The organism is Streptomyces sp. NBC_00028, from assembly GCF_045041065.1.
In the GTDB taxonomy this organism is placed as follows: Bacteria; Actinomycetota; Actinomycetes; order Streptomycetales; family Streptomycetaceae; genus Streptomyces.
Genome location: NZ_CP108293.1, coordinates 7,149,677 through 7,173,622, shown reverse-complemented (window position 1 = coordinate 7,173,622; position 23,946 = coordinate 7,149,677). Strand labels below are relative to the sequence as shown.

The 23,946-nt window shown below is 71.8% G+C and carries 27 protein-coding genes; 17 read left to right on the top strand and 10 right to left on the bottom strand.

The features are described from left to right. Nucleotides 1-62: 62 nt before the first annotated feature. A complete protein-coding gene (locus tag OG885_RS32290) occupies nucleotides 63-551 on the bottom strand; it encodes a GNAT family N-acetyltransferase (RefSeq protein ID WP_405737782.1) in 489 nt (162 codons plus the stop codon). A 73-nt stretch (nucleotides 552-624) separates the two neighbouring features. Here OG885_RS32290 and OG885_RS32285 point away from each other — a divergent pair, with 73 nt between their 5' ends. Beyond that, a complete protein-coding gene (locus OG885_RS32285; protein WP_405737781.1) occupies nucleotides 625-1,521 on the top strand; it encodes a TIGR01777 family oxidoreductase in 897 nt (298 codons plus the stop codon). Between the two features lie 149 nt (nucleotides 1,522-1,670). Continuing rightward, complete coding sequence (locus tag OG885_RS32280) at nucleotides 1,671-3,092, top strand: NAD(P)/FAD-dependent oxidoreductase (protein WP_405737780.1); 1,422 nt, start codon at nucleotides 1,671-1,673, stop codon at nucleotides 3,090-3,092. Nucleotides 3,093-3,147: 55 nt separating this feature from the next. On the opposite strand, the gene OG885_RS32275 is transcribed toward OG885_RS32280, so the two are convergent. Then, nucleotides 3,148-4,581, bottom strand: a complete 1,434-nt coding sequence (locus OG885_RS32275; protein WP_405737779.1) for a regulator — start codon at nucleotides 4,579-4,581, stop codon at nucleotides 3,148-3,150. A 129-nt stretch (nucleotides 4,582-4,710) separates the two neighbouring features. Between OG885_RS32275 and lipB the strand changes: the two genes are divergently transcribed. The 4 genes from lipB (at nucleotide 4,711) to OG885_RS32255 (ending at nucleotide 7,915) form a co-directional block, all read left to right on the top strand. Further along, complete coding sequence (gene lipB / locus OG885_RS32270) at nucleotides 4,711-5,595, top strand: lipoyl(octanoyl) transferase LipB (RefSeq protein WP_405737778.1); 885 nt, start codon at nucleotides 4,711-4,713, stop codon at nucleotides 5,593-5,595. A 124-nt stretch (nucleotides 5,596-5,719) separates the two neighbouring features. Continuing rightward, a complete protein-coding gene (gene lipA, locus OG885_RS32265) occupies nucleotides 5,720-6,685 on the top strand; it encodes a lipoyl synthase (protein ID WP_405737777.1) in 966 nt (321 codons plus the stop codon). 279 nt (nucleotides 6,686-6,964) lie between these two features. Next, nucleotides 6,965-7,165: a hypothetical protein gene (locus OG885_RS32260; RefSeq protein WP_329339949.1), complete on the top strand. Its 201-nt coding sequence runs from the start codon at nucleotides 6,965-6,967 to the stop codon at nucleotides 7,163-7,165. A 48-nt stretch (nucleotides 7,166-7,213) separates the two neighbouring features. Further along, a complete protein-coding gene (locus tag OG885_RS32255; protein WP_399965580.1) occupies nucleotides 7,214-7,915 on the top strand; it encodes a DUF4191 domain-containing protein in 702 nt (233 codons plus the stop codon). Nucleotides 7,916-7,987: 72 nt separating this feature from the next. Here the strand turns inward: OG885_RS32255 and OG885_RS32250 are convergent, their stop codons facing one another. After that, nucleotides 7,988-8,455 (bottom strand): RDD family protein, encoded by a 468-nt coding sequence (locus OG885_RS32250; protein WP_405737776.1) that lies wholly within the window; start codon nucleotides 8,453-8,455, stop codon nucleotides 7,988-7,990. Between the two features lie 199 nt (nucleotides 8,456-8,654). Here OG885_RS32250 and glnA point away from each other — a divergent pair, with 199 nt between their 5' ends. From glnA to OG885_RS32225, 5 genes are all read left to right on the top strand, one after another. Continuing rightward, complete coding sequence (glnA, locus tag OG885_RS32245; protein ID WP_405737775.1) at nucleotides 8,655-10,064, top strand: type I glutamate--ammonia ligase; 1,410 nt, start codon at nucleotides 8,655-8,657, stop codon at nucleotides 10,062-10,064. A 113-nt stretch (nucleotides 10,065-10,177) separates the two neighbouring features. Further along, nucleotides 10,178-10,441: a hypothetical protein gene (locus tag OG885_RS32240; RefSeq protein WP_405737774.1), complete on the top strand. Its 264-nt coding sequence runs from the start codon at nucleotides 10,178-10,180 to the stop codon at nucleotides 10,439-10,441. Nucleotides 10,442-10,453: 12 nt separating this feature from the next. Continuing rightward, complete coding sequence (locus OG885_RS32235) at nucleotides 10,454-11,878, top strand: hypothetical protein (RefSeq protein WP_405737773.1); 1,425 nt, start codon at nucleotides 10,454-10,456, stop codon at nucleotides 11,876-11,878. Between the two features lie 119 nt (nucleotides 11,879-11,997). Beyond that, complete coding sequence (htpX, locus tag OG885_RS32230) at nucleotides 11,998-12,915, top strand: zinc metalloprotease HtpX (protein WP_405737772.1); 918 nt, start codon at nucleotides 11,998-12,000, stop codon at nucleotides 12,913-12,915. A gap of 3 nt (nucleotides 12,916-12,918) precedes the next feature. Further along, nucleotides 12,919-13,503: a hypothetical protein gene (locus tag OG885_RS32225; RefSeq protein ID WP_405737771.1), complete on the top strand. Its 585-nt coding sequence runs from the start codon at nucleotides 12,919-12,921 to the stop codon at nucleotides 13,501-13,503. A 22-nt stretch (nucleotides 13,504-13,525) separates the two neighbouring features. On the opposite strand, the gene OG885_RS32220 is transcribed toward OG885_RS32225, so the two are convergent. Continuing rightward, nucleotides 13,526-13,819 carry a hypothetical protein gene (locus OG885_RS32220; RefSeq protein WP_399965524.1) on the bottom strand — a complete coding sequence of 98 codons (294 nt, stop codon included), beginning with the start codon at nucleotides 13,817-13,819 and terminating at the stop codon, nucleotides 13,526-13,528. A gap of 210 nt (nucleotides 13,820-14,029) precedes the next feature. Between OG885_RS32220 and OG885_RS32215 the strand changes: the two genes are divergently transcribed. Together OG885_RS32215 and OG885_RS32210 are read left to right on the top strand one after the other, a co-directional pair. Continuing rightward, nucleotides 14,030-14,530, top strand: a complete 501-nt coding sequence (locus tag OG885_RS32215) for a DUF1269 domain-containing protein (protein WP_405737770.1) — start codon at nucleotides 14,030-14,032, stop codon at nucleotides 14,528-14,530. A 28-nt stretch (nucleotides 14,531-14,558) separates the two neighbouring features. Next, entirely contained in the window at nucleotides 14,559-16,160 is a 1,602-nt protein-coding gene (locus tag OG885_RS32210) for an alpha/beta fold hydrolase (RefSeq protein ID WP_405737769.1), read from the top strand. Between the two features lie 48 nt (nucleotides 16,161-16,208). On the opposite strand, the gene OG885_RS32205 is transcribed toward OG885_RS32210, so the two are convergent. The 5 genes from OG885_RS32205 to OG885_RS32185 form a co-directional block, all read right to left on the bottom strand. Continuing rightward, nucleotides 16,209-16,556 (bottom strand): hypothetical protein, encoded by a 348-nt coding sequence (locus tag OG885_RS32205; protein WP_405737768.1) that lies wholly within the window; start codon nucleotides 16,554-16,556, stop codon nucleotides 16,209-16,211. A 145-nt stretch (nucleotides 16,557-16,701) separates the two neighbouring features. After that, the gene (locus OG885_RS32200; protein WP_405737767.1) at nucleotides 16,702-17,430 is read right to left on the bottom strand and encodes a GAF and ANTAR domain-containing protein; all 729 of its coding nucleotides are present in this window, start codon (nucleotides 17,428-17,430) and stop codon (nucleotides 16,702-16,704) included. Between the two features lie 25 nt (nucleotides 17,431-17,455). After that, entirely contained in the window at nucleotides 17,456-18,319 is an 864-nt protein-coding gene (locus tag OG885_RS32195) for an ANTAR domain-containing protein (protein WP_405737766.1), read from the bottom strand. A 52-nt stretch (nucleotides 18,320-18,371) separates the two neighbouring features. Beyond that, nucleotides 18,372-19,730 (bottom strand): DUF2252 domain-containing protein, encoded by a 1,359-nt coding sequence (locus OG885_RS32190; protein ID WP_405737765.1) that lies wholly within the window; start codon nucleotides 19,728-19,730, stop codon nucleotides 18,372-18,374. Nucleotides 19,731-19,913: 183 nt separating this feature from the next. Beyond that, a complete protein-coding gene (locus OG885_RS32185) occupies nucleotides 19,914-20,222 on the bottom strand; it encodes a hypothetical protein (RefSeq protein ID WP_329339929.1) in 309 nt (102 codons plus the stop codon). A 151-nt stretch (nucleotides 20,223-20,373) separates the two neighbouring features. Here OG885_RS32185 and OG885_RS32180 point away from each other — a divergent pair, with 151 nt between their 5' ends. From OG885_RS32180 to OG885_RS32170, 3 genes are all read left to right on the top strand, one after another. Further along, nucleotides 20,374-20,733, top strand: coding sequence for an arsenate reductase family protein (locus OG885_RS32180; protein ID WP_399965509.1), 360 nt, complete (start codon nucleotides 20,374-20,376; stop codon nucleotides 20,731-20,733). Between the two features lie 58 nt (nucleotides 20,734-20,791). Then, nucleotides 20,792-21,583, top strand: a complete 792-nt coding sequence (locus OG885_RS32175; RefSeq protein WP_405737764.1) for a hypothetical protein — start codon at nucleotides 20,792-20,794, stop codon at nucleotides 21,581-21,583. A 97-nt stretch (nucleotides 21,584-21,680) separates the two neighbouring features. Then, nucleotides 21,681-22,346: a hypothetical protein gene (locus OG885_RS32170; protein WP_405737763.1), complete on the top strand. Its 666-nt coding sequence runs from the start codon at nucleotides 21,681-21,683 to the stop codon at nucleotides 22,344-22,346. A 3-nt stretch (nucleotides 22,347-22,349) separates the two neighbouring features. Here OG885_RS32170 and OG885_RS32165 read toward each other — a convergent pair whose 3' ends face one another. Beyond that, on the bottom strand, nucleotides 22,350-23,210 hold the full coding sequence (locus OG885_RS32165; protein WP_405737762.1) for an alpha/beta fold hydrolase: 861 nt from the start codon (nucleotides 23,208-23,210) through the stop codon (nucleotides 22,350-22,352). A 75-nt stretch (nucleotides 23,211-23,285) separates the two neighbouring features. On the opposite strand from OG885_RS32165, the gene OG885_RS32160 reads away from it, so the two are divergent. Further along, nucleotides 23,286-23,735 (top strand): MarR family winged helix-turn-helix transcriptional regulator, encoded by a 450-nt coding sequence (locus OG885_RS32160; protein ID WP_405742970.1) that lies wholly within the window; start codon nucleotides 23,286-23,288, stop codon nucleotides 23,733-23,735. Nucleotides 23,736-23,946 lie beyond the last annotated feature (211 nt).

Here is a 23,946-nt window from a genome sequence, read left to right as displayed (position 1 = left end):
GGCGGGGGCCGTGCTCTTCCGTGTCGTGCGCAGGCGTCGCGCGGCCGCCGAGGCCGACCAGGTCAGAGACCTCGCCCCATGAACACGTCGTCGACGTACTCGCCGTCGAGCAGGAACTCCTCCGGCAGCACCCCTTCGACGACGAAGCCCTCCGACTCGTAGAGCCTGCGGGCCGGGGTGTTGTGGCCCAGGACCCGCAGGGTGAGCCGGCGGGCGCCGCGCCGACGCGCCTCCTCGACGGCCGCGCGGATCAGGGCCCGGCCGACGCCACGGCCGCGGGCCTCCTCGGCGACGGCGAGGCCCTGGATCTGGCGGACGTGGGTGTTGCAGGCGAGCGAGGTGGGGAAGGCGAGCCGGACGTAGCCGACGATGCGGCGGTCGAGTTCGGCGACCAGATGGTCGTCGGGGCTGTGGCGTTCGTCGAAGAACGGCCCGTAGGGCGGTTGCGGCCGGGGCGTCACCGCGTGCAGCGGCGACCAGGTCGCGCGGTCGAGAACGCCCAGCTCCTCGTCGTCGTCGGGCAGGGCGCAGCGTATGTACGGCTCGGACATGACCGCCACCCTACGGCGGCGGGGCCGCCCCGCGGCGACGGGTTTTCGGGTGCCCGGGCGCAGAATGGGCTCCATGCAGTCTTCCCGAATCGCGGTGGCCGGTGCGTCCGGTCTCATCGGCAGTGCTCTGGTGCGGTCCCTGACGGCGGACGGTCATGAGGTGGTGCGGCTCGTCCGGCGGGCGCCGCGAGGAGCGGACGAGGTCCGCTGGGACCCCGAGGGCGGGCGAGTGGACGCGGCCGGGCTCGCCGGCTGCGAGGTCGTGGTCAACCTCGCGGGTGCCGGGATCGGCGACCGGCGGTGGACAGAGGAGTACAAGACCCGTATCCGGCGCAGCCGGGTGCTGGGCACGGCGACGCTGGCCCAGGCGATCGCCGCGATGGAGAAGCCGCCGCGGGTCTTCGTCAGCGGCAGTGCGATGGGCTATTACGGCGAGACCGGCGACCGGGTCGTGGACGAGAGCGCGCCCGCCGGGGACGGCTTCCTGCCCGAGCTGTGCGTGGAGTGGGAGGGCGCGGCGGCCCCGGCCCAGGAGGCGGGCGTGCGGACCGTGTTCACCCGGACCGGGCTGGTGGTGGCGCGCGGGGGCGGGGCGTGGGGGCGGTTGTTCCCGTTGTTCAAGGCCGGGCTCGGGGGGCGGCTGGGCGACGGACGGCAGTACTGGTCGTTCATCGCGCTGCACGACGAGGTGGCCGCCATCCGGCATCTCATCGACACCGACGGTCTGTCCGGGCCGTTCAACCTGACCGCGCCGACCCCGCTCACCAACCGGGAGATCACCGAGGCGATGGGGCGCGTGCTGCACCGGCCGACGCTCTTCGCGGTGCCGGCGCCGGTGCTGCGGACGGTGCTCGGGGAGATGGCGGGGGACGTCCTCGGCAGTCAACGGGTGGTGCCCAAGCGGCTGTTGGAGTCGGGGTTCACCTTCGCGTTCCCGGAGATCGAGGGGGCGCTGAAAGCCGCCGTGTGACCGTATGCGACCGCTGTGCGACCGTGCCCTGTTCATGCGCGACTGTCCCTGACCGATCACGGCCTTAACCTCAAGCCGAACTCGGGTATCCCCGGAGGCGGTTGGGGGCATGACGTCTCCACCGGCCGCGCAACCTCGAGGAGGGGCACGTGCTTGAGCCCGCGTACCAGGCGGACGTCGTGATCGTGGGAGCCGGGGTCGCCGGGCTCTCCGCGGCACATCGACTGACCAGCGCAGGAGTGACGACCACAGTCCTGGAGGCCGCCCACGGTGTGGGGGGCCGTATGTCGACGGAGAAGGTCGACGGCTTCCGGCTCGACCGCATCGGGCAGCTGCTGTCCACGGCGTATCCCGAACTGCGTCTGACACCAGGGCTCGACGGGCTGGTGCTGCGCCCCTTCGCGCCCGGTGTCCTGTTGCACAGCGACGGCCGCCACCATCGCGCGGGCGCCACCCCGGCGAACTCGGGGAGCGCCGCGTGGAGCGTGACGCGGAGCGCGAGGAGTACCCGGAGCACAAGGAGCGCGAGGGGCGCACTCCACGCCGTACGCGCCCTGGCGAGCGCCCCCCGCCCGACGCCCCGCCCGGCAGCGGCCCCCCGCGGCGGCACCGGCACCGCCCCGCTGGGCACCGCCGTCGACCAGGCCCGTCTCGGCGCCGCGCTCGCCCGGATCGCGGGCGCCCCCGTGGAGCGCCTCCTCGCCCGCCCCGAACTCCCCGCCGCCCAGGCCCTCGCGGCCCGCGGTCTGCCCGCCCGCACGATCGACGGGTTCCTGCGACCGCTGCTCGCCGCCCTGCTGTGCGACCCGGAGCTGACGACGTCCAGCCGCTGCGCGGACCTCGCACTGCGGGCCTTCGCGGGCGGTCTGCTGAGTGTGCCGGAGGGCGGTGCCGAGGTCCTGCCGGAGCTGCTGGCCCGCTCCCTGCCGCCGGGGACGGTGCACACCGGGGTCCGGGTCACCTCGGTCTCGACGAACACGGTGACCACCGCCGAGCACGGCGAGTTCCGCTGTCGTGCGGTCCTCCTGGCGACCGACGCCCGTGCCGCGGCCGAGCTGCTGCCGGGCCTGCGGGTACCCGACTTCCACCCGGTGACGGTGGTTCACCACACCACGGACGAACCGCCGGAGACCGGGACCGCGCTGCTGCTCGACGCGGACCGCGGCGGCCCCGTGGCCCACACGGCGGTGGTGAGCCGCGTGGACCCGAGCCGCGCCCCCGCGGGCCGCGCCCTGATCTCCTCGACGGTCCTCGGCCCGCCCCCGCCGGACGTGGAGACCGCCGTCCGCATGCACCTCGCCCGCCTCTACGGCACGTCGACGTCCCGCTGGGAGACCCTCGCCGTCCACCACACCGCGGAAGCGGTCCCCACCATGCGGGCCCCCCACGACCTACGCCGTCCGGTACGCCTCCTGGCGGGCCTGTACGTGTGCGGCGACCACCGGGACACGAGCACGGTCCAGGGGGCACTGCATTCGGCGCACCGGGCGACGACGGCACTGCTGGCGGACCTGGGCGCGAGGGGTTCGATGCATCGGGCGGACCCGCTTCCCGCAACGCGGGCCGCCTAGAGGCACCTAGGGGCGCGGGGAACTGCGCGACCAGCCACGACGCACCCGCACCGGACTATCCCAACGCCGCCACCTTGTCCCGATACCCCCGCACCGGCGCCGCGTCCTTGTACGGCTCCAACCTCCGCTCGAAGTCCCTCACATACTCGATCGCCCGCACCGACCGCATCTCGGCAGCGGCACCCGCGGCCTCCGCACCCAGCGAGCAGGCCTGATCGAGCTCACCGAGGCCCAGACGGGCGGAGGCGAGCACCACCCGGCAGAAGAGCCGACTGCGGGCGTACGCCGGCGCCCGCAGCTGCAACGACCGCTCGGCGTGCTGCGCCGCCGCGCGGAACTGCTGAAGGTCCCGGTGCGCGTGCCCGAACTCGTCGGCGAGCTGCGCCTCGTCGAAGAAGCGGGCCCAGTACGGGACCTCGTCACCGGGCCGGGCCGCCTCCAGGGCGCGCTCGGCGCGGACCAGCGCGCCCGTGCAGTTGCGCACCTCGCCGAGCACCCCGTGCCCGCGCGCCTCGACGGAGTGCAGCAGCGACTGCACGACCGGCGGGGCGTTGGTGCCGAGCCCCTGCTGGGCGACCCGCGCCAGCTGCACCGCCTCGCGCCCGTGCCCGAGATAGACCGCCTGCCGGCTCATCGTGATCAGCACGAAAGACCCGTAGGCCCGGTCCGCCGCCGCCTGCGCGAGCCGCAGCGACTGCACGAAGTACCGCTGCGCGAGCCCGTGCGCCGCGATGTCGTACGACGTCCAGCCCGCGAGCCGGGTCAGATCGGCCGCGGCGGCGAACAGCCGACGGCCGACCTGCTCGCCGTAGGTACCGCGCAGCATCGGCTCGCACTCGTGCTCCAGATACCGCACGAGGGCCTGGCGGGCGTGGCCGCCGCCGTACATGTCGTCGAGGGAGCGGAACAGTTCGCCGACCGAGCGGAGCGCGGCGATGTCGCCGCCGGTGACCTTCTGGCCGGGCCCGCGCTCGGCGCCGCGCTGCCGGGGCACCACCGGACGGCCCTGGGCGGGGACGCGCAGCGGGGGCTCGCCGCGGGCGACCTTGTCGTCGGCCCGGCCGATGAGCCAGTCGCGGCTGGGGACGACGAGGCCGGCCGGGGTGAAGGCGATCTTCCGCAGTTCGGCGTGGCTTCCGGAGTCCTTGCGCCACAGCCCGCCGACGATGTCGACGGCCTCCTCGGGGCTGGCCGCGAACTCCAGGCCCGCGTAGACGGGCGCGCAGGCGTCGAGCCCGAGATCCTGGGCGCTCAGGCGCCGGCCGAGACGGCGGGTGAAGACCTCGGCGATCAGGGCCGGGGTGGTGCCGCGGGGCTGCTGGCCGCGCAGCCACCGGGTGACCGATGTCTTGTCGTATCTCAGATCAAGCCCGTGTTCGAGTCCGAGTTGGTCCACTCGACGGGCGAGTCCCGCGTTGGAGAACCCCGCTTCTGCGATGAGCGCGGCGAGCTGGCGGTTGGGAGTGCGCTGCGCGGGTCGTTCCGTCATCTGCGGTGGTGTCTCCTGCCCGGATTGCCTGTGAGCAGCCCTTATGGCCTCTATAGGACGGCGTGAATGTAGCGGAGAGTGAGCAGACCATCGCACACTTCGCCGTTCGTTCATCCGATCGTGTGAGGATTGACCGCACGGCTGACGCGTGACGGCGAGTCGTACAGTGGCGTAGGCACAGTTCGTGCCTTACGACTCTCCAGGGAGGCGCTTGCCGTGAGCGAGCTGCGGTTCGTCCGGATGGGATTCGGTGCGGAGTCCGTCGAGTACCAGGAGGCGTGGGACGAGCAGCGCCGGGTGCACGCGGCGCGGTTCACCGACGAGGTCCCCGACACCGTGCTGCTGCTCGAACACCCGCCCGTGTACACGGCCGGCCGACGCACCGCCGACAGCGAGCGGCCGCTCGACGGCACCCCGGTCGTCGACGTGGACCGCGGCGGCAAGATCACCTGGCACGGGCCCGGGCAGCTGGTGGGCTACCCGATCCAGAAGCTGCCGCGTCCGGTGGACGTCGTGGCGCATGTACGGCGCCTTGAGGAGGCCCTGATCCGCACGTGCGCGGAGTTCGGGCTGGAGACCAGCCGGGTCGAGGGCCGTAGCGGGGTGTGGGTGCTCGGCGATCCGGTCGAGCAGCGCCCTTCCCTCGGTGGCCTGTCGCTGGACTTCGACCCCCGGCTGACCGACGAGGAGTTCGACCCGCGGATGAACGGGCCCGAGTACGCCCCGTCCAACGCGGGGCAGCGGCGCGAGGACCGGAAGATCGCGGCGATCGGCATCCGGGTCGCCAAGGGCGTCACCATGCACGGCTTCGCGCTGAACGTGAACCCGGACAACCGGTGGTTCGACCGGATCATCCCGTGCGGGATCCGGGACGCCGGGGTGGCGTCGCTGGCGAACGAGCTGGGCCGGGACGTGACGATCGACGAGGTGCTGCCGGTGGTGGAGCGGCATCTGCGGGATGTGCTGGAGAACGCCGATCTGAAGCCGCGCGAGATTGAACGGGCGACCGCCTGACGGTGGGGAATGGAGCCCTCGGCCCAGGGGTTGCCCTCTGCTGTAGGGCCCTGGGAAACACGGGCGTACGCTGGTGTACGCCGAAGAATCGAATGCTTCGTTAGTCAATCAGCAGGGAGCCGATGTGTCCGCAGTCACACCCGACGGACGCAAGATGCTGCGCCTGGAGGTCCGGAACGCCCAGACCCCCATCGAGCGCAAGCCCGAGTGGATCAAGACGCGGGCGAAAATGGGTCCCGAGTACACCGCGATGCAGAAGCTCGTGAAGAGCGAGGGCCTGCACACGGTCTGCCAGGAAGCCGGCTGTCCCAACATCTACGAGTGCTGGGAGGACCGCGAGGCCACCTTCCTCATCGGCGGCGACCAGTGCACCCGGCGTTGCGACTTCTGCCAGATCGACACCGGCAAGCCCGAGGCGCTGGACCGCGACGAGCCGCGCCGCGTCGGTGAGTCCGTGGTCACCATGGACCTCAACTACGCCACCATCACCGGCGTCGCCCGCGACGACCTGGAGGACGGCGGGGCCTGGCTGTACGCCGAGACCGTGCGCCAGATCCACCAGCAGACCGCGGAGCGCGAGGGCGGCCACACCAAGGTGGAGCTGCTCGCCCCCGACTTCAACGCCGTACCGGAGCTGCTCCAGCAGGTCTTCGAGTCCCGGCCCGAGGTCTTCGCGCACAACGTCGAGACGGTGCCCCGGATCTTCAAGCGCATCCGCCCCGGCTTCCGCTACGAGCGCTCCCTGAAGGTCATCACCGAGGCCCGTGACTTCGGCCTGGTGACCAAGTCCAACCTGATCCTCGGCATGGGCGAGACCCGCGAGGAGGTCAGCGAGGCGCTCCAGCAGCTGCACGACGCGGGCTGCGAGCTCGTCACGATCACCCAGTACCTGCGGCCCTCCGTCCGGCACCACCCCGTGGAGCGCTGGGTCAAGCCGCACGAGTTCGTGGAGCTGAAGGAGGAGGCCGAGCAGATCGGCTTCTCGGGCGTCATGTCCGGGCCCCTCGTCCGCTCCTCGTACCGTGCCGGGCGGCTCTACCAGATGGCCGTCGAGAAGCGTGGGGCGTACGTCGCCTCGCAGGCGGTCTGAGACTCGCCGGAGAACGACTGGATGGCACTGCGTGCCATTCGGCATGTGTGAATCCGAGCACAAGCAACTACCGCCCGGTAGTGGCCAATTGGCGCGGCCCTGGGCGTCCCCGCAGTTGGGGGCACCCTCGGGGCCGCGTCGGTGTTTTCGGGCCGCATATCTAGGCTTCATTGGTGTTTGACCGGTCGGTCACGCCCTGGTAACACCATTCAGTGACCCTGGTTGTACAGCCAGTGCACCACTCACCAGAGCCGTTATCCCTGAGGGGGGACCTCCATCATGCAGGCCGCGCCCGTTCGCGCCACCGCCATCCCGTCGTTCACCGATGCACTGCGTGCCGTCGAGTCGCTGCTCATGAGCAGCGGCCAGCGCACCGCCCGCCGCAACGCCTGGACGTCCGTTCTGGAGGACCGCCGTCGCGCCAAGGACCGGGTCGAGGCACAGCAGGTTCTGGAGAAGGCGATCGGCGCCCGCCTCTGAGCGCCTCCGCCGTCGTCCCCGCTCCGGACGCCACGTAGACTTCGTGGCATGGCGAGAAGTGACAGCGCGGCGGATGCCGCAAACCCCGGGCGTCTGAAGCAGATCGCCCTGACGTACAAGATGACCCGCAGGGCCGACAAGACGATCGGCCTGGTGCTCGCGGGTGTCTTCCTCCTCATCCTCGGTGTCTTTCTCGCGTTCGGTTTCCTGATCGGTCACCCGGTCTACCTCGGCATCTTGGGCCTCCTGCTCGCCTTCCTCGGAACGGCGATCGTGTTCGGGCGCCGTGCGGAGCGGGCCGCCTTCGGGCAGATGGAGGGACAGCCGGGCGCCGCCGCGGCCGTGCTCGACAACATCGGCCGGGGCTGGACGACGACCCCCGCGGTGGCGATGAACCGCAGCCAGGACGTGGTGCACCGGGCCGTCGGCAAGGCCGGCATCGTCCTGGTCGCCGAGGGCAACCCGAACCGGGTGAAGACCCTGCTGGCCGCCGAGAAGAAGAAGATGAACCGCATCGTCGCGGATGTGCCGGTGCACGACCTGATCGTGGGCACGGGCGAGGGCCAGATCCCGCTGAAGAAGCTGCGGACCTCGATGCTGAAGCTGCCGCGCGTGCTGACCGGCCCCCAGGTGACCGCGACCAACGACCGGCTGCGGGCGATGGGCGACCTGATGAGCAACATGCCACTGCCGAAGGGCCCCATGCCGAAGGGCATGAAGCTGCCGAAGGGCGGCCCGAAGGCTCGCTGAATCAGCCTCTACGACGAGAAGGGCGCCCGGAGATCACTCCGGGCGCCCTTCTCGTCGTAGGTCGTACGCGTCTCAGATCCGTACCTCGACCGTGCGGGTCAGCCGGTCGTGCAGGCCGCGGCCGTCGCGGTCCCAGATCAGGGCCGGGACGGCGAGGCAGAGCAGCAGCGTGCGCAGCAGGGCGCGCAGCGGCTTGACCTGGCCGGTGTCGAGGTCGACGACCCGGAGGCGGAAGAGGCGCTTGCCCGGGGAGAAGCCGAGGGTGCCGACCGTGAGGACGCTCATCACGAAGAAGACCAGGAGGGCCCAGTTGCCCGTCGCCTGGTCGTAGCCGTGCGTGATCAACTGGGATGCAATCAGCATGCTCATCCCCCAGTCCACCACCAGCGCCCCGAGGCGTCGTCCCGGGCGGGCGATGGAGCCCGGTCCCTCCTCGGGCAGCCCCAGCTGCTGACCCCGGTATCCGAAGTCCACACCGGCTTCCTCGGCGGCCGCGCGGGGGCCGGAGAGCCACGATCCGATTGCTTCCCTCTTGTCCACGCGTCCACGGTACTGCCCGCGTTTCGCGATACGGACAGGTGGGGTGGATCGGAAGGTGTCCGGTTAACTTGTGCGAAACAAATGGGTCACGCCTGAGAAATCACCCGTCCCTAGGGTCGGGAACAGCGTGTGCCACCGCACTGGCCGCACGAACGAACTACCACCCCGGCACGGAACCGTCGGGAGTAGGAGGAGCTGGATGTTCCAGAACGCCGACGAGGCCAAGAAGTTCATCGCGGACGAGGACGTCAAGTTCGTCGACGTCCGCTTCTGCGACCTGCCGGGCGTGATGCAGCACTTCACGATCCCGGCCGAGGCCTTCGACCCGGCCGAGGAGCTCGCCTTCGACGGCTCCTCGATCCGCGGCTTCCAGGCCATCCACGAGTCCGACATGGCGCTCCGCGCCGACCTGTCCACCGCGCGCGTCGACCCCTTCCGCCGCGACAAGACGGTCAACATCAACTTCTTCATCCACGACCCGATCACGGGCGAGCAGTACTCCCGTGACCCGCGCAACGTGGCGAAGAAGGCCGAGGCCTACCTCGCCTCGACCGGTATCGCGGACACCGCGTACTTCGGCCCCGAGGCCGAGTTCTACGTCTTCGACTCCGTGCGCTTCGCGACCGGTGCGAACGAGAGCTTCTACCACATCGACTCCGAGGCCGGCGCCTGGAACACCGGTGCGGTCGAGAACAACCGTGGTTACAAGGTCCGCTACAAGGGCGGCTACTTCCCGACCCCGCCGGTCGACCACTTCGCCGACCTGCGTGCCGAGATCTCGCTGGAGCTGGCCAAGTCCGGCCTCCAGGTCGAGCGCCAGCACCACGAGGTGGGCACCGCCGGCCAGGCCGAGATCAACTACAAGTTCAACACGCTGCTCGCCGCGGCCGACGACCTCCAGCTCTTCAAGTACATCGTGAAGAACGTGGCCTGGCGCAACGGCAAGACCGCGACCTTCATGCCGAAGCCGATCTTCGGTGACAACGGCTCGGGCATGCACGTCCACCAGTCGCTGTGGAGCAACGGCGACCCGCTGTTCTACGACGAGGCCGGCTACGCGGGTCTGTCGGACACCGCCCGCTACTACATCGGCGGCATCCTCAAGCACGCCCCGTCGCTGCTCGCCTTCACCAACCCGACGGTGAACTCGTACCACCGTCTGGTGCCGGGCTTCGAGGCGCCGATCAACCTGGTGTACTCGCAGCGCAACCGCTCCGCGGCCATGCGTATCCCGATCACGGGCTCCAACCCGAAGGCCAAGCGCGTCGAGTTCCGTGCGCCCGACTCCTCCGGCAACCCGTACCTCGCCTTCTCGGCGCTGCTGCTGGCGGGCCTGGACGGCATCAAGAACAAGATCGAGCCGGCCGAGCCGATCGACAAGGACCTCTACGAGCTGGCTCCCGAGGAGCACGCGAACGTGGCCCAGGTCCCGACGTCCCTCCCGGCCGTCCTCGACTCCCTGGAGCGCGACCACGAGTTCCTGCTCGCCGGTGACGTCTTCACGTCCGACCTCATCGAGACGTGGATCGACTTCAAGCGCGCGAACGAGATCGCTCCGCTCCAGCTGCGTCCGCACCCGCACGAGTTCGAGCTCTACTTCGACGTGTGATCGACGCGTAGTTCGTGCGACGGCGCCCTCGCCCCTGTTTTCCAGGGGTGGGGGCGCCGTCGTATGGTTTCCTGCACGACTGTTCGATAACGGCTGACGGGGGTCACGGGGTCATGGGAAAGCCCGAACGGGACGACGAGGACCGGGAGTTCGACATCCGCTGGGCCGACGCGGCCGAGCTGAAGGAACCCTCGGCCCGGGCCCGGATGCTCGCGGCCCGCTGGAAGGACAACCCCCCGCAGCCCCAGCCGTTCCGCGCCGACCCGGACGGGGTGACGCGGCCGCGGTCGGGCTGGGCGTCGACGGCACTGGTGTTCGGGATCGTGGCGGTGGTCATCGTGCTGCTGGGGTACGGCGGGTTCCGGGCGCCGTACTAGGCGGGACGAGCGATGAGTGACGACGTGAGGGACGAGCTGGCCGCCGTGCTGCGGCTGGCGGAGGGGGCCGATCTCCGGGACGCGGTCGACGGGGCGAACCCCGGGGCCTGGATCGCGCTGGACCTGGACGCACGGTCATGGCTGCGGTGGCACCGGACGTGGGAACCGGAGGGCACCCAGCGCCGACGCCGCTGGTTCGCCGCGTTGCGGCACCCGGACACGCTCGACGAGTCGAGGCTGGCCCTCGCGCTGTGTCATCGCGACGGGCGGGTGCGGGAGGCGGCGGTCGAGCGGGTGCCGTCGTTCCCGGCGCTGCTGCCCCTGGTCGTCGTCCGTGCCGCCGACTGGGTCGAGCCGGTGCGGGAGAAGGCCCGCGAGGTGCTGCGCGGGATGCTCACGGTGGCCGACGCCGTCGCCCTCGCACCGCTGATCCTGCTGGTCGGCCGGCGCGCACGGGGCGTGTACGGGGTCGGGCTGCTGGGGGAGGCACTGGGCGGGGCGTCGCTGGAGCGGCTCGACCCGCTGCTGACCGCCCAGGACCGTGCCGTACGCCGCTACGCCCACCGTCTCGCCGTCGCGAACGGCCTCTTCTCCCCCACCGAGCTCGCCCGCGTCGCCGCCCACGACGACGACACCGTGCTCCAGGACCTGTGCGCCGACGCCGCGCTGGCCGCCGTGGCGCGGGACGGCGTCGACGAGGACGTGCTCGAACCTCTCCTCGGCGCTCGTAATCCGCGGGCCCGGGCCGCCGGGGTCACCGCGTTGCGGCGGGCCGGGCTGCCGGAGGGAGCCGTCGAGTTTCTCGGCGATCGGTCCGGGCGGGTGCGGGCGTGTGCGCGGTACGTGGTGCGGCAGTACGCAGGTGATCCGGCGGCCTGGTACCGGGAGCGGTGTGCCGGTCCTGGGGTGACGCCGGGGGCGGTGAGTGGGCTCGCCGAGTGTGGGGAGCGAGGGGACGCGGAGGTGTTGTGGGGGTTGACCTCGCACTCCGTGCCTGCCGTGCGGGCGCGGGCCGTGGCGGGGCTGCGGGCCCTGGACGTGTCGGACGTGGCGCGGTTCACGGAGCTGCTCGACGATCCCGATCCGGGTGTGGTGCGGGAGGCGACCCTTGCGCTGGTGCCCTCGGCGCGGGCGCTGGACGCCGGGTGGCTCATGGAGCGGCTCGCGGACCGGCGGTCCCGGGCGGTGCGGGTCTCGGCGTTCCGGCTGCTCGACCGGCACGGCGGGATCGTACGGCTGCGGGCGGCGGTCGCCCTCATCGACGACCCGGACGAGAAGCTGCGGCACTGGGCCCGGCAGTCCGTGCAGCGCTGGCACCCGACCGCGGACGTGCCGCTCGGGTCGGCGGAGGTGGGTGAACTGTACGACCGGGCGCGGGAGCTGTTCAGCGAGTACGTGCTGACGCGGCGCAAGCGGGAGGCCGGACTCGGGTCCTGAGGGCGGGCGCGCGGCCCGGGCCGAGCCTTTGCCGGGCGCAGGGCTGATCGCGACCGCTTCATGGTGGGGCCGGGTGCACACTGGCAGTGGGACGAGTGCCTGACTGCGGGGTGAGGCAGATGCAGAGCCGCTTCCGGAGCGACCGGCGGCTGACCGTGCGGATGACGGTCACGCTGTTCCTGCTCGGGCTGTTGTACGTCGTCTTCGTGGGCGCGTTGATCGTGCTGCTGAAGTCCTGGGTGCTGGTCGTGGTCGTGGTGGCCGCGATGCTCGGGGCGCAGTACTGGTTCTCCGACCGGGTCGCGCTGTTCGCGATGCGGGGGCAGGTCGTGGAGCGGGACGAGTATCCGGAGCTGCACGGGGTCGTGGACCGGCTGTGCGCCATCGCGGACATGCCCAAGCCGGTCGTCGCCGTGTCCCACATGGACATGCCCAACGCGTTCGCCACCGGGCGCAACCCCGACCACGCCGTCGTGTGCGTGACCGACGGGCTGCTGCGGCGGCTGGAGAAGGACGAGCTGGAGGGTGTCCTCGCGCACGAGCTGTCGCATGTGGCGCACAAGGACGTCGCCGTGATCACCGTCGCCTCGTTCCTCGGGGTCATCGCGGGGCTCATCGTGCGGTTCGCGTTCTACTCGCAGGTCTTCGGCGGGCGCAGGGACCAGAACACCGCGGTCGTCTTCGCCGCGGTCATGGGTGTCTCGGCCGCGGTGTACGCGCTGAGCTTCCTGCTCATCCGGGCGCTGTCCCGGTACCGGGAGCTGGCCGCCGACCGGGCCGCGGCCCAGCTGACCGGGCGGCCCTCGGCGCTGGCCTCCGCGCTGACGAAGGTGTCCGGGGACCTCGCCCGGATCCCGACCAAGGACCTTCGGACCGCGCAGGCCTTCAACGCCTTCTACTTCACCCCGGCCACCGGCAAGGAGCCCGGCATCGAGCGGTACTTCTCCACCCACCCGACCCTGGAACAGCGCCTTGAGCAACTGGGACGGATCTCCGCCGAGTTGGGCGAGGCCTCCCGGCCGGGGAAGGCGGAGTAGCGGATGGGGCTGCTGGACATTCTGCTCGGGCGCACCAAGCCGGTCGCGCCCGATCTCGACCGGCTCTTCGCGCTGCCCTCGGCGGCCGTGACGCTGGAGGCCGCGGCGGAGTTCACCCCGTCCGGGAGCGGCGCGGTGTGCTTCGCGACCGTCGAGGGCGCGGCGTTCGAGCAGACGCACCGGGAGGTGCAGGCGCTCCTTGACGCGGACGCCGACCGGGACGGCCCTCCGGTGGAGCTGCGGCGCGACGACTACGGGTACTCCTGGCTGGTGTCGCGGCGCGCCCCCGACCAGCTGCATCTGCTGGTCAACGATCTGCACGCGGTGAACGCCTCGATGGAGGTCAACGGCTTCGGGCCGCAGCTGCTGTGCTCGCTCGCGGGGTTCCGGGACGAGGCGGGGCGGGCGCTCGCGCTGGTCTATCTCTACAAGCGCGGCACGTTCTACCCCTTCGCGCCGCTTCCCGGCGACGGGCAGCGGCGCGACAACGCGCTGGAACTGCGGGTGAAGGCGGCCCTCGGGGACGATCTGCGCCTTGAACAGGATCTGAGCCGGTGGTTCCCGGTGTGGGGCGCCCCGGGTCTGTGACCTGAAGCGCCCCCGGCCGGTCCTACTTGCCCTTGCTCTTCTCGCGCTCCTGACGGCGGGACTCGAAGGGGCGCTCGCGGCGGTAGCGGCGCTCCCACTTGGCCTGCTTGTCCCGGCGGTCGCGGTACGCGCGGTAGTCACTGGGCATCATCCCGCCGCCGGACGACGAGCCGCCCCTCGACGGGGTGGCGGACGACGTCCCGCGCCCGTACTGCGTGTACAGGAAGAGCACGGCGACGGCGGCGAGCCAGTAGATGTGGTTCCCGAATCCTAAGACGACCAGAACTGCGGTCCCGGCCATGACGATGGTGCCCATCATTGGCCTCCGTGTGCGTGGGTGGGTGAGCAGCAGAGTAGTGCCGAACGCGCAGAGTGACGCCCGTCCTGCCGAAAGCAGAGGTGACGGCTCCGCAACGGGTGTCCAGCGTAGGGAGTCCGTCACTCGGCGTGCATCTCCTTTTCCCGCGGCCTAGAGTCGGGCGAAACGCAGTATTCCGTCTGTTTCGCAACATAAGGGGTGCCCGGGATGAGTGATCTCTTCGTCGTCGCCTACGACGACCTCGCCACCGCCCATCAGGTCCGCGAGAAGGTCATCGAGCTGTCCAAGCAGCATCTCGTCGAGCTGGAGGACATCGTGGTCGTCGAGCGACGGGACGACGGCAGGATCAAGCTGCACCAGGCCGTCAACCACACCACCATGGGCGCGGCCGGCGGTGCCCTGTGGGGCGGGGTGATCGGGCTGCTGTTCCTCGCCCCGCTGCTCGGCGCGGCGGTGGGCGCGGCGGCCGGCGCGGCCGGGGGCGCGGTCACCGACACCGGCATCAACGACACCTTCATGAAGGAGCTGAGCCAGAATCTGCGCCCGGGTGCCGCGGCTCTGTTCGTCCTGGTCAAGCAGGCGGCGCAGGACAAGGTGATCCCGGAACTGGCGCCGTTCGGCGGCCAGTTGGTGCAGACCTCGCTGAGCCAGGTCGACGAGGACCATCTGCGCGAGGCGATCAAGGCGGCGCGGAAGTCCGCTGTCTGAGGACCGACCGTCGTGATCGAATGAGGGCATGCTCTCCTCCTTCACCTTCCCTCACGACGGCGAACGGCTCAGCGGGGTGTACGGCGGCGGTGGTCCGGACCGGGCCACCGCCGTCGTGCTGCACGGGGCCGGCAACGGCAGCAAGGAGCGGCTGGCGCCGGTGCTGGCGGAGTTCGCCGGCCGTGGCTGCGGCGTGCTCGCCCTCGACTTCTCCGGACATGGTGAAAGCAGCGGTGAACTGCGGGAGTTGAGTCTGCGCCGCCGGTTCGAGCAGGCCGTCGCGGTGATCGACGCACGGGTCGCGGCGGACGGGCCGCTGGTCCTGGTCGGGTTCAGCATGAGCGGGCAGACCGTCGCGGACCTCGTGGGGCACTACGGGAGTCGGGTGTCGGCGATCGGGCTGTGCTCGCCCGCGGTGTACGCGGCCGCGGCCTGGGAGCTGCCGTTCGGGGACGGGGACGGGCCGTTCAGCGAGCTCATCCGCACCCCGGACAGCTGGCGCGAGGCGCCCGCGCTCGATGCCCTGCGCGCCTACGAGGGCCGGGCGGTGCTCGCGGTGCCGGGCCGGGACGAGGTGATCCCGCCCGCGGTCACCGAGGCCGTGCAGGACGCGCTGGCGACGCGCTCGCAGTACAGCCGCCTCGAACTCCCGGACGCCGGGCACCGGTTGGGCGTCTGGTTCCACGATCACGCCGACGACCTGCGGGCCTTCGTCGACGCGCTCCTGGTCGACGGCTGGTCGGCGACCCGCGCCTGGCTGGCCAAGCAGCTCCCCGAGGGCCGTACGGTCGCCGCTACCCGTTTCCTGTCGGGTGGCTGGACCTCGCAGATGCGTGGGCTCACCCTCGACGACGGCACGGACCTCGTGCAGCGCTCCTTCGTGAAGCCGTTCTTCCGGCACCACGCGCCCGGGCTCCTCGCCCGCGAGGCGGCCATCCTCACGCTGCTCGCCGGGCAGGACGGCGTTCCGGCGCCCGAGCTGGTCGCGGTGGACGCCACGGCCGAACTCGCCGATCATCCCAGCCTGTTGATGTCCCGGCTGCCGGGCCGGGTGCGGGTCGACGAGGAGGATCTTCCACGGCGCCTCGACCTGCTGGCGGCCCAACTCGTCCGGATCCACGCCGTCGTACCGGAGGAGCGTCCGCGCACCTATCAGGCATGGACGTCCCCGGAGCGGGTGCGCGTGCCCGAGGGCGCGATCTGGGAGCGGGCCGTGCACGTCATCCGGCGCGAGCCGCCGTCGTACGAGGGCGTGTTCCTGCACCGGGACTTCCACCCGGGGAACGTGCTCTTCGCCGAGGGGCGGATCAGCGGGGTCGTCGACTGGGTGGAGACCTCGTGGGGGCCGGCCGATCTGGACGTGGCGCACTGCTCGACCGCGCTCGCGCTGCTGCACGGGCCGGAGCACGGGCTGGACTTCCGGGAACGGTACGAGGCACACGGCGGCGTCCAACTCGCCGATGCCGCAGACCACTTGTACTGGCGGCTCCTCGACGCCCTCGCCTATGCCCCCGACGCGGCGAAACTGGCCGGGCCCTGGCGCGAGCTGGGGCGGAACGATCTGACGCCGGAGGTGCTCGGCGGGCGGCTGGAGGCTTATGTGGGCGGGTTGCTGGAGCGGTACGCCTAGGTTGTGGGTGGGTTGCTGGAGCGGCACGCCAAGACTGTGGGCGGGCTCCTAGAGCGGGACGCCCAGACCGTGAGCGGGTTCCGGGAGCGGGACGCCCAGGGTGTGCGCGGGTTCCTGGAGCGGGACGCCCAGGGTGTGCGCGGGCTCCTGGAACGGGACGCCCAGGGTGTGCGCGGGCTCCTGGAGCGGGACGCCGAAGCTGAGCACGGGGTGCCCGAGCAGAACGCCCAAGCTGGGCACGGGATGCCGGAACAGGACGCCCAGACCGCGAGCGGGCTCCTGGAGCGGGACGCCCAAGCTGAGCACGGGGTGCCCGAGCAGCACGCCCAGGCTGGGCGCGGGGTGCCGGAACAGGACGCCCAGACCGCGAGCCGGTTCCTGAAACGGGACGCCCAAGCTGAGCACGGGGTGCCCGAGCAGGACGCCCAGGGTGTGCGCGGGTTGCCGGAGCGGGACGCTCAGGCTGTCAGCGCGTTGCCGGAGCGGGACGCTCAGGATGTGACCTGCTTTCCCAACGGGGCCTCGCGGTGCGCCCGCGGGGTCATGGCAGGCGCCCCAGCTCCAGGTGCTGGTGCACGACCTCCCCGGCGACCTCCGCCAGGCGGCGTCGGTGGGAGCGGGCGTGGGCGCGGAGGATGTGGAAGGCCTCGTCGACCGGGACGGAGAGGCGGGCGGCGAGCATGCCCTTGGCCTGCTCGATGACGACCCTGCTGTTCAGGGCGTAGCCGAGCTGGTCGGCCAGGGCGCGGCTCGCGCGCAGTTGGCGGTCGTGTTCCAGCGCCCAGCCGGCGGCGTCGGTGAGCGCCTGGCCCAGCTCCAGCAGCCCGGGGCTGAGAGGGGCCGGGCCGCGGCCGAGAAGCACCAGGGCGCCCAGGGTGTCCGCGCCGACGTACAACGGCAGGGCGGCGACCCGGCCGTAGCCCAGTTCCCGGGCCCGGGCCGTGTAGCGCGGCCAGTCGCAGCGGGCCTGGTCGGCGTCGAGGGCGGTGTCGGGCACCGGGCGGCCGGTGTGCCAGGCCCGCGGCCCGGGCCCCTCGCCCCACTCGACCGCCTCGCGGGCCAGCCGCATCAACTCCTCGCCGGTACCGGCCACTTCGACCGGCGCGTGGGCGTCGGGGGCGTACAGCGTGACCGCCGCGCAGTCACCGAGCAGCCCGTTGCCGTGTGCCGCGAGCACGGCCAGCAGCCTGGAGGGTTCGTCGACCCCGCAGGCGGCGAGATCGACGAACGCCTGCGCGATCCGCCGGTGCTGCGTCCCGGATACCGTCATCGGATTCCCCTCGTCTCCCCACGTGTCAGCCAAGGCGCAGTCCACCCCGGAGTATCCGCGCGGCGACGGACTGCGCGGAGGTGCCCTCGGTGAACGCGTGCGCCCTGATCAGTTCCAGCGCGTCGGCCACCGGGCAGTCGAGCTGTACGGCGAGCATGCCGGCCGCCTGGTGGACCGTGGCCCGCACGTCGAGGCCGCCGTAGAGGCCCGGTTCGCCGTCCGGGCTCAGGATCATCGAGCCGGTGAGCGCCTCGGCGAGCCCGGCGAAGGCGGCCGAGCCGATGACACCCGGCGCGGGATCGAACACGGCGAGGGCGCCGACGCAGATGTCCGACACGGTCAGCGGGACCGCGGCCACCTCGGTTGTGCCGAGCTCGGTGAGCGCGGGGCCGTAGCCGGGCCACAGGATGCTCATCATCGGGCCGGACGCCGACACGGGGCGGCGCTGCCGGGTGGCGTCGCGGGCCGGGCCCTCGCCGAGGACGAACTCCAACTCCTGGGCGGCACGCGCCCGTTCGTCGGAGGCGGAGAGGGCGAGCTGGTCGAAGGCCGCGCCGACCAGGGTGAGGGCGGCGCTGCCGGTGCCGCAGGCCTCCGCGACGCCGGTCATGAACACCGGTTGCGGGGTGTCCTGTTCGCTCACCCACGTCGACAGGCGGCCCCCGTAGACGTCGAGGAGACGGGCCACGGTCAGATGACAGGACGCCGTCGACGCGTGGAGTGCGGCGATCCGCGTGTGGACGTCTCGGAGCACCTCGGTGGCCGCCTGGTCCGCGAGCACCGTGTGCCGTTCGGCGGTGCTGCTGGCGTGCGCCGCGCGGGCGCGGGCCACCGCGGCTCGCCGCTCCACGGAAGCGACGGTGTCCAGGGCCCCTCGGCGGGTCGCCATAGCGGAAGCGTACGCCCGGGTACCCGGTGACAGGGCTCGCGTCCGCGCCCGGTCACACGTCCGGTGCGGCGGTGACCACGCCCGCCGCGATCGCCGCGGTCAGGGTGGTGTGGTCGGTCGCGGTCCGCGCGGCGTAGGTGTGGGCGAACTCGGCGATCGCGTGGTCGAAGGTGTCGCCGCCGCCCAGGTAGGCGGCGATGGCGACACGGTCTCCCGAGCGGGCGTGGGCGCGGGCCAGGGCGGTGCCGCACAGGCGGGCGTACGTGGTGAGTTCCGCGGGGCTCATCCCGGCCACCTCGGCCGAGCCCTTCATGTCACGCAGCTGCCGCCAGTAGAAGGCCCGTCCCTGCGGCCCCGTCATCCACCCGAGGAAGATGTCGCTGGCGGCCTGCAACAGCCGCTGGCCCGCGACGACCCGGTGTCCGGGATGGACGTACGGCCCGTTCGGCAGGTGTTCCTCCAGGACGGACTGGCGTGCCTCCTTGATCTGCAGGAACAGCGGGTCGTCCGCGTCCCGGCCGGTCAGCAGCACGATGAAGCAGCGGGTGCCGACGCTGCCGACGCCGACGACCTTGCGGGCGGCGTCGACGAAGCGGTAGCGGTCGAGGAGGAGACGGCGTTCCTCGGCGAGGGTGGAGCGGTAGTCGCTGAAGATCTTGCGCAGGGCGGCCATGTCGGGGACGCCGGCGGGTTCGAGCAGCGGCGGGTCCTGGATGATCCGGCGCCGCCCGTCGACCACCTCCGTCAGCTTCCCGAGGGCCTGGAGGCTGGTGCGGCGGCGGGCCCGGGTGAGGGTCGACCGGGCGCGGTGGCGGTGCCGGGTGGAGCGGATGAGGGGCATCAGGGTGTCGGCGTCGAGGCGCTCGTACCAGACATCGAGTTCGCCGAGCCCGGCCAGTCTGCGCATGGACGTGCGGTACGCGGCGGTGGCGGCCACGGCCGCCCGGTGGGCCTTCGGCTCGCTGTGGCCGTTCTCGCGGGCGGCCACGACGACGCTCGCGGCGAGGCGTTTGACGTCCCACTCGAAGGGGCCGGGGAAGGTCTCGTCGAAGTCGTTGAGGTCGAAGAGGAGGGTGCGCTCAGGGGAGGCGTAGAGCCCGAAGTTCAGCAGATGGGCGTCGCCGCAGAGCTGCACGGTCAGGCCGGTGTGCGGCTGGGCGGCGAGGTCGGCGGCCATGACGGCGGCGGCGCCGCGCAGGAACGCGAACGGGGAGGCCGACATCCTGCCGTACCGGATCGGCAGCAGCTCCGGCAGCCGGTCACGCCCCTGGCGTTCCAGCACGGCGACGGGGTCGGGCCGGTCGAGGGAGGGAATCCAGGTGGCGTGCGCGGAGCGCGGGACGCGCTTGCGGGCGGCCCTTCCCTGCGCGGCGCGGTCACCGGGGGTGCCCTGGCCGCCAGGGGCGCTCATCCGCCGTGCCTTCGCATCACGTCTCCCGATCCGCCGTCGTCTGTCGTCCCTGTGCCGCACACCTCCTGATCGCAGGGAAGCGTGGGACGGGGGCGGGCGCATGTGGAGTACGGCGATCGGGTGAGGGACGGGTGGGTGGGGCGCCGGGCGCCCCCGCGTACGAGGGTGCCCGGCGCCGGTGCCTCAGCGGGCGTAGCGCATCAGGGCTCGGACCATGTGGCACGTCGTGTCCGACGGGGGGTGGACACCGATCGTCTCCGCCGTGGTGCGTATCTTCTCGTTGCGGGCCTGGTTCGGCAGGTACACGCCCGAGTCGAGCAGGGCGATGGCGAGCCGCATCGCCTTGAGGCGGCGGTTGTGCGTGATGTACCACTCGCGCGGCCGGCCCGGCGGCAGCGGGCGCTTCTCCACGGGGGTGTACGGAAGGTCGAGCAGCACCGGGTGCTGGGCGGTCGACTGGGTGGGCAACGGCTTCAGAGCGGCAGCGGGCACAGGCATCCTCCTGTCGCGGTGAGGGTGTCGGAACGGGGGGTTCGGCAGCCCCCCAACACCCTCGAACACGTCTTCTAGTGTACCGCCAGGCACTGACAAAAGGCCCTGGCCACAGGGGCTTTGAGGGGACCTCAGGGGTACCTTTGACCCCATGGAGATCTGGATCAACCCGGCCTGTTCCAAGTGCCGCAGCGCGCTCACCCTGCTCGACGCCGAGGGTGCGGACTACACCGTCCGCCGCTACCTGGAGGACGTACCGAGCGAGGACGAGATCAGGGCCGTACTCGACCGTCTCGGCCTCGAACCGTGGGACATCACCCGCACCCAGGAGGCCGTCGCCAAGGAGCTGGGGCTCAAGGAGTGGGCGCGGGACGAGAGTTCGCGCGACCGATGGGTCAAGGCGCTCGCCGAGCACCCGAAACTGATCCAGCGGCCGATCATCACCGCGGACGACGGCACGGCCGTGGTCGGCCGCAGCGAGGAGGCCGTTCGGGACGCTCTGTCCCGTTAAGCAACTGGATGTCGGGCGGCGGGAGTTCGGGTGCCTCGCGCTGTTACCCTCCGCCGCCATGACCTTCGGTGATCAAGGAATGCCGTACGGGACCGTGGACCCGTACGCCCAGTGGGTGGCGGAGCAGGAGCGGATACGCAGACGTCGGCGCACCCGGCGGGTGGTGGCCGCGGGGACGGGTGTGCTGCTCGTCGCGGCGATCACCGCGGGGGCCGTGCTCTACACGGACGGGGGCGACCGGGGCGCCGCCGCCGCGGCCTCGTCCCCGGCGGTCCCGTCCGTCTCCGTCACGCTCCCCTCCGACGCCCCGTCCGCCCTGCCCTCGCTGCTCTCCCGGCCGGTCGTCCGTCCGGAACAGGCCTTCCCGGCGAAGAGCGTGCGCTTGGACGACGGTTCCCGGTACGAGCGTGTCGACCTGGCCACCACCTCCGACTGCGCCGAGGGCATGGCACCGGAGCTGGCCGCGCTGATCGCCCAGGGCCAGGGATGCGAGCGGCTGACCGCCGCGCTGTTCACGGACGCCGAGCGGCGCTCGCAGGTGACGGTGACCGTGCTGAGCTTCCGGCGTGTCGAGGACGCCTCGTCCGTGTTCGCGATGGCCTCCATGGACCCGGTGACGTACCAGGTCGTGTCGCTCGATCCGCCGCCCTCGGCCGGGCTGCCGACGGTGCCGCCCGGGTCGGCCGGGGTGTTCCGGCGGGTGATGACCGTGCGGTCCGTGGTGTTCGCCAACGGGCAGTGGGGCGACGGCTCGGAGACGGACGAGGCCGCGATCACGGGTCAGACCGAGGGCCTCCTCCAGTACGTGAACGACAACGTCGTCGCCTACGAGGACCCGGACTCCGTGTGACGCACGTTACTTCAGCGGCTCCTGCGACCGCTGAGTAACCTCGTTCGGTATCTCGTACATAGCGGCGTACGCTCCCCTACCTCTTCAGGAGGCGCGCATGTCGCGTAGGAGAACTCTCAGCACAGGCAAGAAGATCGCCCTGTTCGTGGGCGCGGCGTCGGTGGCGGGCGGTGGTGCCTTCGTCATGGCGAGCACGTCGAACGCCTCCCAGGCGCCGCAAGCGCAGACGAAGGCGGCCGACTCGGGCGTCTGCCAGGGGCTCGCCACCGCCCTCGGCAACAACCAGAAGTTCATCGACGGCCAACGGGCCGCTCCGGACGCGCAGTCCGCGGCCCGGATCGCCAACCGTGAAGCGGTCATCGAGCAGATCAAGGTGCAGCAGAAGGCGTCCGGGTGCGCCGTTGGGGAGTCGGCTCAGGGCTCCCAGGCGGCACAGCCGGCGACTCCGGCCGCACCGAGCACTCCGGCCGCCTCGGCGCCGGCCGCGCAGGCGAGTCAGCCCGCCGCCGCCTCCGGGCAGCAGGTCTGCAACGGCTCCACCGTCACGCTCTCCGGCGAGGGCGGGGCACCCGCCGCGTCCAGCAACCAGTTCCCGGCGGGGACGAAGCTGAAGGTCACCAACCTGGACAACAACAAGTCCACGACGGTGGAGGTCACCTCCGTCTCGGGCAGCTGTGCGCTGCTGAACAACGCCGCCTTCGAACAGGTCCGCGAACCCGGCAAGTTCCTCATCCGCCGGGCCGTGATCGAGAAGGTGGGGTGAGGTTCAACGGCACAGGAACTCCGTGAGGCGGCGGCCCAGTTCGGCGGGTGCCGAGTGCGGCAGCGCGTGATGTGAGACACCGGGGACCACCACCGTCTCGACGCGCGGCAGCAGTTCACCCGCCCTGGCCGTCACCTTGTCCGTGTCATGGGTCCTGCTGTTCGCGGCCACGAACAGCAGGACCGGCACGTCGAGCCCGCGCAGTGCGTCAGGGGACGGGCGCGGGCCGGTCACCGGCTTCGCTACGGAGGGGAAGCCGGCGGCCGCCTCCTGGAGGCGGAGCCAGTCGGGGTCGAGGGGTGCTCCCCCGGTCTCCCACTCCAGGAAGGCCCGGACGCGGTGGGGCGCGGGCCGCAGCAGCATCGGCAGGGCGTGCAGCAGATACGCCGGGCGGTATCCGGCGAAGCACTGGGTGGGGTCCAGCAGGAACAGGCTGCGTACGCGCCTGGGCACGCGCGCGTGCAGGGCGTGGTGCAGGGCGACGAAGGCGCCGTACGAGTGCCCGCCCAGGTCCGCCTCCTCGATGCCGAGGCCGTCGAGGACCGCGTCCAGCCATGCCGCCAGGTCGGCGACCGTACGGGGGTGACGGTCGGCGGCCGGGACGCTGCGGCCCGCGTCGCCGATCAGGTCGACGGCGTGGACGCGGTGGGTGCGGGCCAGGTCGGCGGCCTGGGCGTACCAGGACGCGGCGGTCGCGCCCCCGCCCGGCAGCAGGAGGAGCGGGGGCGCGCCGGCTGGCCCGCACACGGTGACGTGGGTCGTGCCGAAGGGCGTGGGGACATGGACCGCCTCCCGCTCCGCGGGCCACTTGGCCAGGACTTTGTCGTAGGCCGCCTGGAAAGCGTCGTCGTCGTACGTGCTCATCGAGCCCTCCCCTATTATCTCTTTGAGCGAGATGTTCGATGAGCGAGACAATAGCCGAGGAGCGGCATGAGCGACATGACACCCCAGGGTTCCGGCATGGAGATCGTCCATCTCCTGCGCGCGGTCACCGTCGAGCTCGGTCTGCACAGCGCCCGGTTCGCGCAGCGCAACGACATGCATCCGACGGATGTGCGCGCCCTGATCGCCCTCATGGACGCCGCCCGCGCGCGCGAGGAGATGACGGCGGGGCGGCTCGGGGCCGCGCTCGGGCTGAACTCGGCGGGCACGACCGCGCTGGTCGACCGGCTGGAACGGGCCGGGCATGTGCGGCGGGTGCGCGGGGAACGGGACCGGCGCAAGGTCGTGATCGAGGTGAGCGAGGAGGCCGTCGAGCTCGGGCGGGCCTTCTTCGGGCCGCTGATGGACCGGACCATGGGGCTGCTGCGGACGTACGACGAGCGGGAGACGGCCGCGATCCTGGGGTTCCTCACCGGAGTGCGGGACGCGGCGGCCGAGCGGGACTGAACCGCCAACCCCATCGCATACGAGCCGGCACGCCGGCTCATCCGCCGGCTCCGCGAGCCGCTCCCCCGGCGCCGCCCGCCCTCACAGCGTGAGACGCGCCACAGAACCACCAGGTAACACGGGGTTCACATTCGAGCAATGACCGGGAAATCGCCTGTTGACAGGCTCGCGCACATCAAGCGCGGCGTTTCAGTGCCGCAGCGCCGCAGCA

Excerpts from the sequence above, each read along its gene's own strand:
- OG885_RS32290 (WP_405737782.1), bottom strand. The coding sequence starts at position 551 with ATGTCCGAGCCGTACATACGCTGCGCCCTGCCCGACGACGACGAGGAG.
- OG885_RS32285 (WP_405737781.1), top strand. The coding sequence starts at position 625 with ATGCAGTCTTCCCGAATCGCGGTGGCCGGTGCGTCCGGTCTCATCGGC.
- OG885_RS32275 (WP_405737779.1), bottom strand. The coding sequence starts at position 4,581 with ATGACGGAACGACCCGCGCAGCGCACTCCCAACCGCCAGCTCGCCGCG.
- OG885_RS32260 (WP_329339949.1), top strand. The coding sequence starts at position 6,965 with ATGCAGGCCGCGCCCGTTCGCGCCACCGCCATCCCGTCGTTCACCGAT.
- OG885_RS32255 (WP_399965580.1), top strand. The coding sequence starts at position 7,214 with ATGGCGAGAAGTGACAGCGCGGCGGATGCCGCAAACCCCGGGCGTCTG.
- glnA (WP_405737775.1), top strand. The coding sequence starts at position 8,655 with ATGTTCCAGAACGCCGACGAGGCCAAGAAGTTCATCGCGGACGAGGAC.
- OG885_RS32240 (WP_405737774.1), top strand. The coding sequence starts at position 10,178 with ATGGGAAAGCCCGAACGGGACGACGAGGACCGGGAGTTCGACATCCGC.
- OG885_RS32235 (WP_405737773.1), top strand. The coding sequence starts at position 10,454 with ATGAGTGACGACGTGAGGGACGAGCTGGCCGCCGTGCTGCGGCTGGCG.
- htpX (WP_405737772.1), top strand. The coding sequence starts at position 11,998 with ATGCAGAGCCGCTTCCGGAGCGACCGGCGGCTGACCGTGCGGATGACG.
- OG885_RS32225 (WP_405737771.1), top strand. The coding sequence starts at position 12,919 with ATGGGGCTGCTGGACATTCTGCTCGGGCGCACCAAGCCGGTCGCGCCC.
- OG885_RS32220 (WP_399965524.1), bottom strand. The coding sequence starts at position 13,819 with ATGGGCACCATCGTCATGGCCGGGACCGCAGTTCTGGTCGTCTTAGGA.
- OG885_RS32215 (WP_405737770.1), top strand. The coding sequence starts at position 14,030 with ATGAGTGATCTCTTCGTCGTCGCCTACGACGACCTCGCCACCGCCCAT.
- OG885_RS32210 (WP_405737769.1), top strand. The coding sequence starts at position 14,559 with ATGCTCTCCTCCTTCACCTTCCCTCACGACGGCGAACGGCTCAGCGGG.
- OG885_RS32200 (WP_405737767.1), bottom strand. The coding sequence starts at position 17,430 with ATGACGGTATCCGGGACGCAGCACCGGCGGATCGCGCAGGCGTTCGTC.
- OG885_RS32195 (WP_405737766.1), bottom strand. The coding sequence starts at position 18,319 with ATGGCGACCCGCCGAGGGGCCCTGGACACCGTCGCTTCCGTGGAGCGG.
- OG885_RS32190 (WP_405737765.1), bottom strand. The coding sequence starts at position 19,730 with ATGAGCGCCCCTGGCGGCCAGGGCACCCCCGGTGACCGCGCCGCGCAG.
- OG885_RS32180 (WP_399965509.1), top strand. The coding sequence starts at position 20,374 with ATGGAGATCTGGATCAACCCGGCCTGTTCCAAGTGCCGCAGCGCGCTC.
- OG885_RS32175 (WP_405737764.1), top strand. The coding sequence starts at position 20,792 with ATGACCTTCGGTGATCAAGGAATGCCGTACGGGACCGTGGACCCGTAC.
- OG885_RS32170 (WP_405737763.1), top strand. The coding sequence starts at position 21,681 with ATGTCGCGTAGGAGAACTCTCAGCACAGGCAAGAAGATCGCCCTGTTC.
- OG885_RS32165 (WP_405737762.1), bottom strand. The coding sequence starts at position 23,210 with ATGAGCACGTACGACGACGACGCTTTCCAGGCGGCCTACGACAAAGTC.
- OG885_RS32160 (WP_405742970.1), top strand. The coding sequence starts at position 23,286 with ATGACACCCCAGGGTTCCGGCATGGAGATCGTCCATCTCCTGCGCGCG.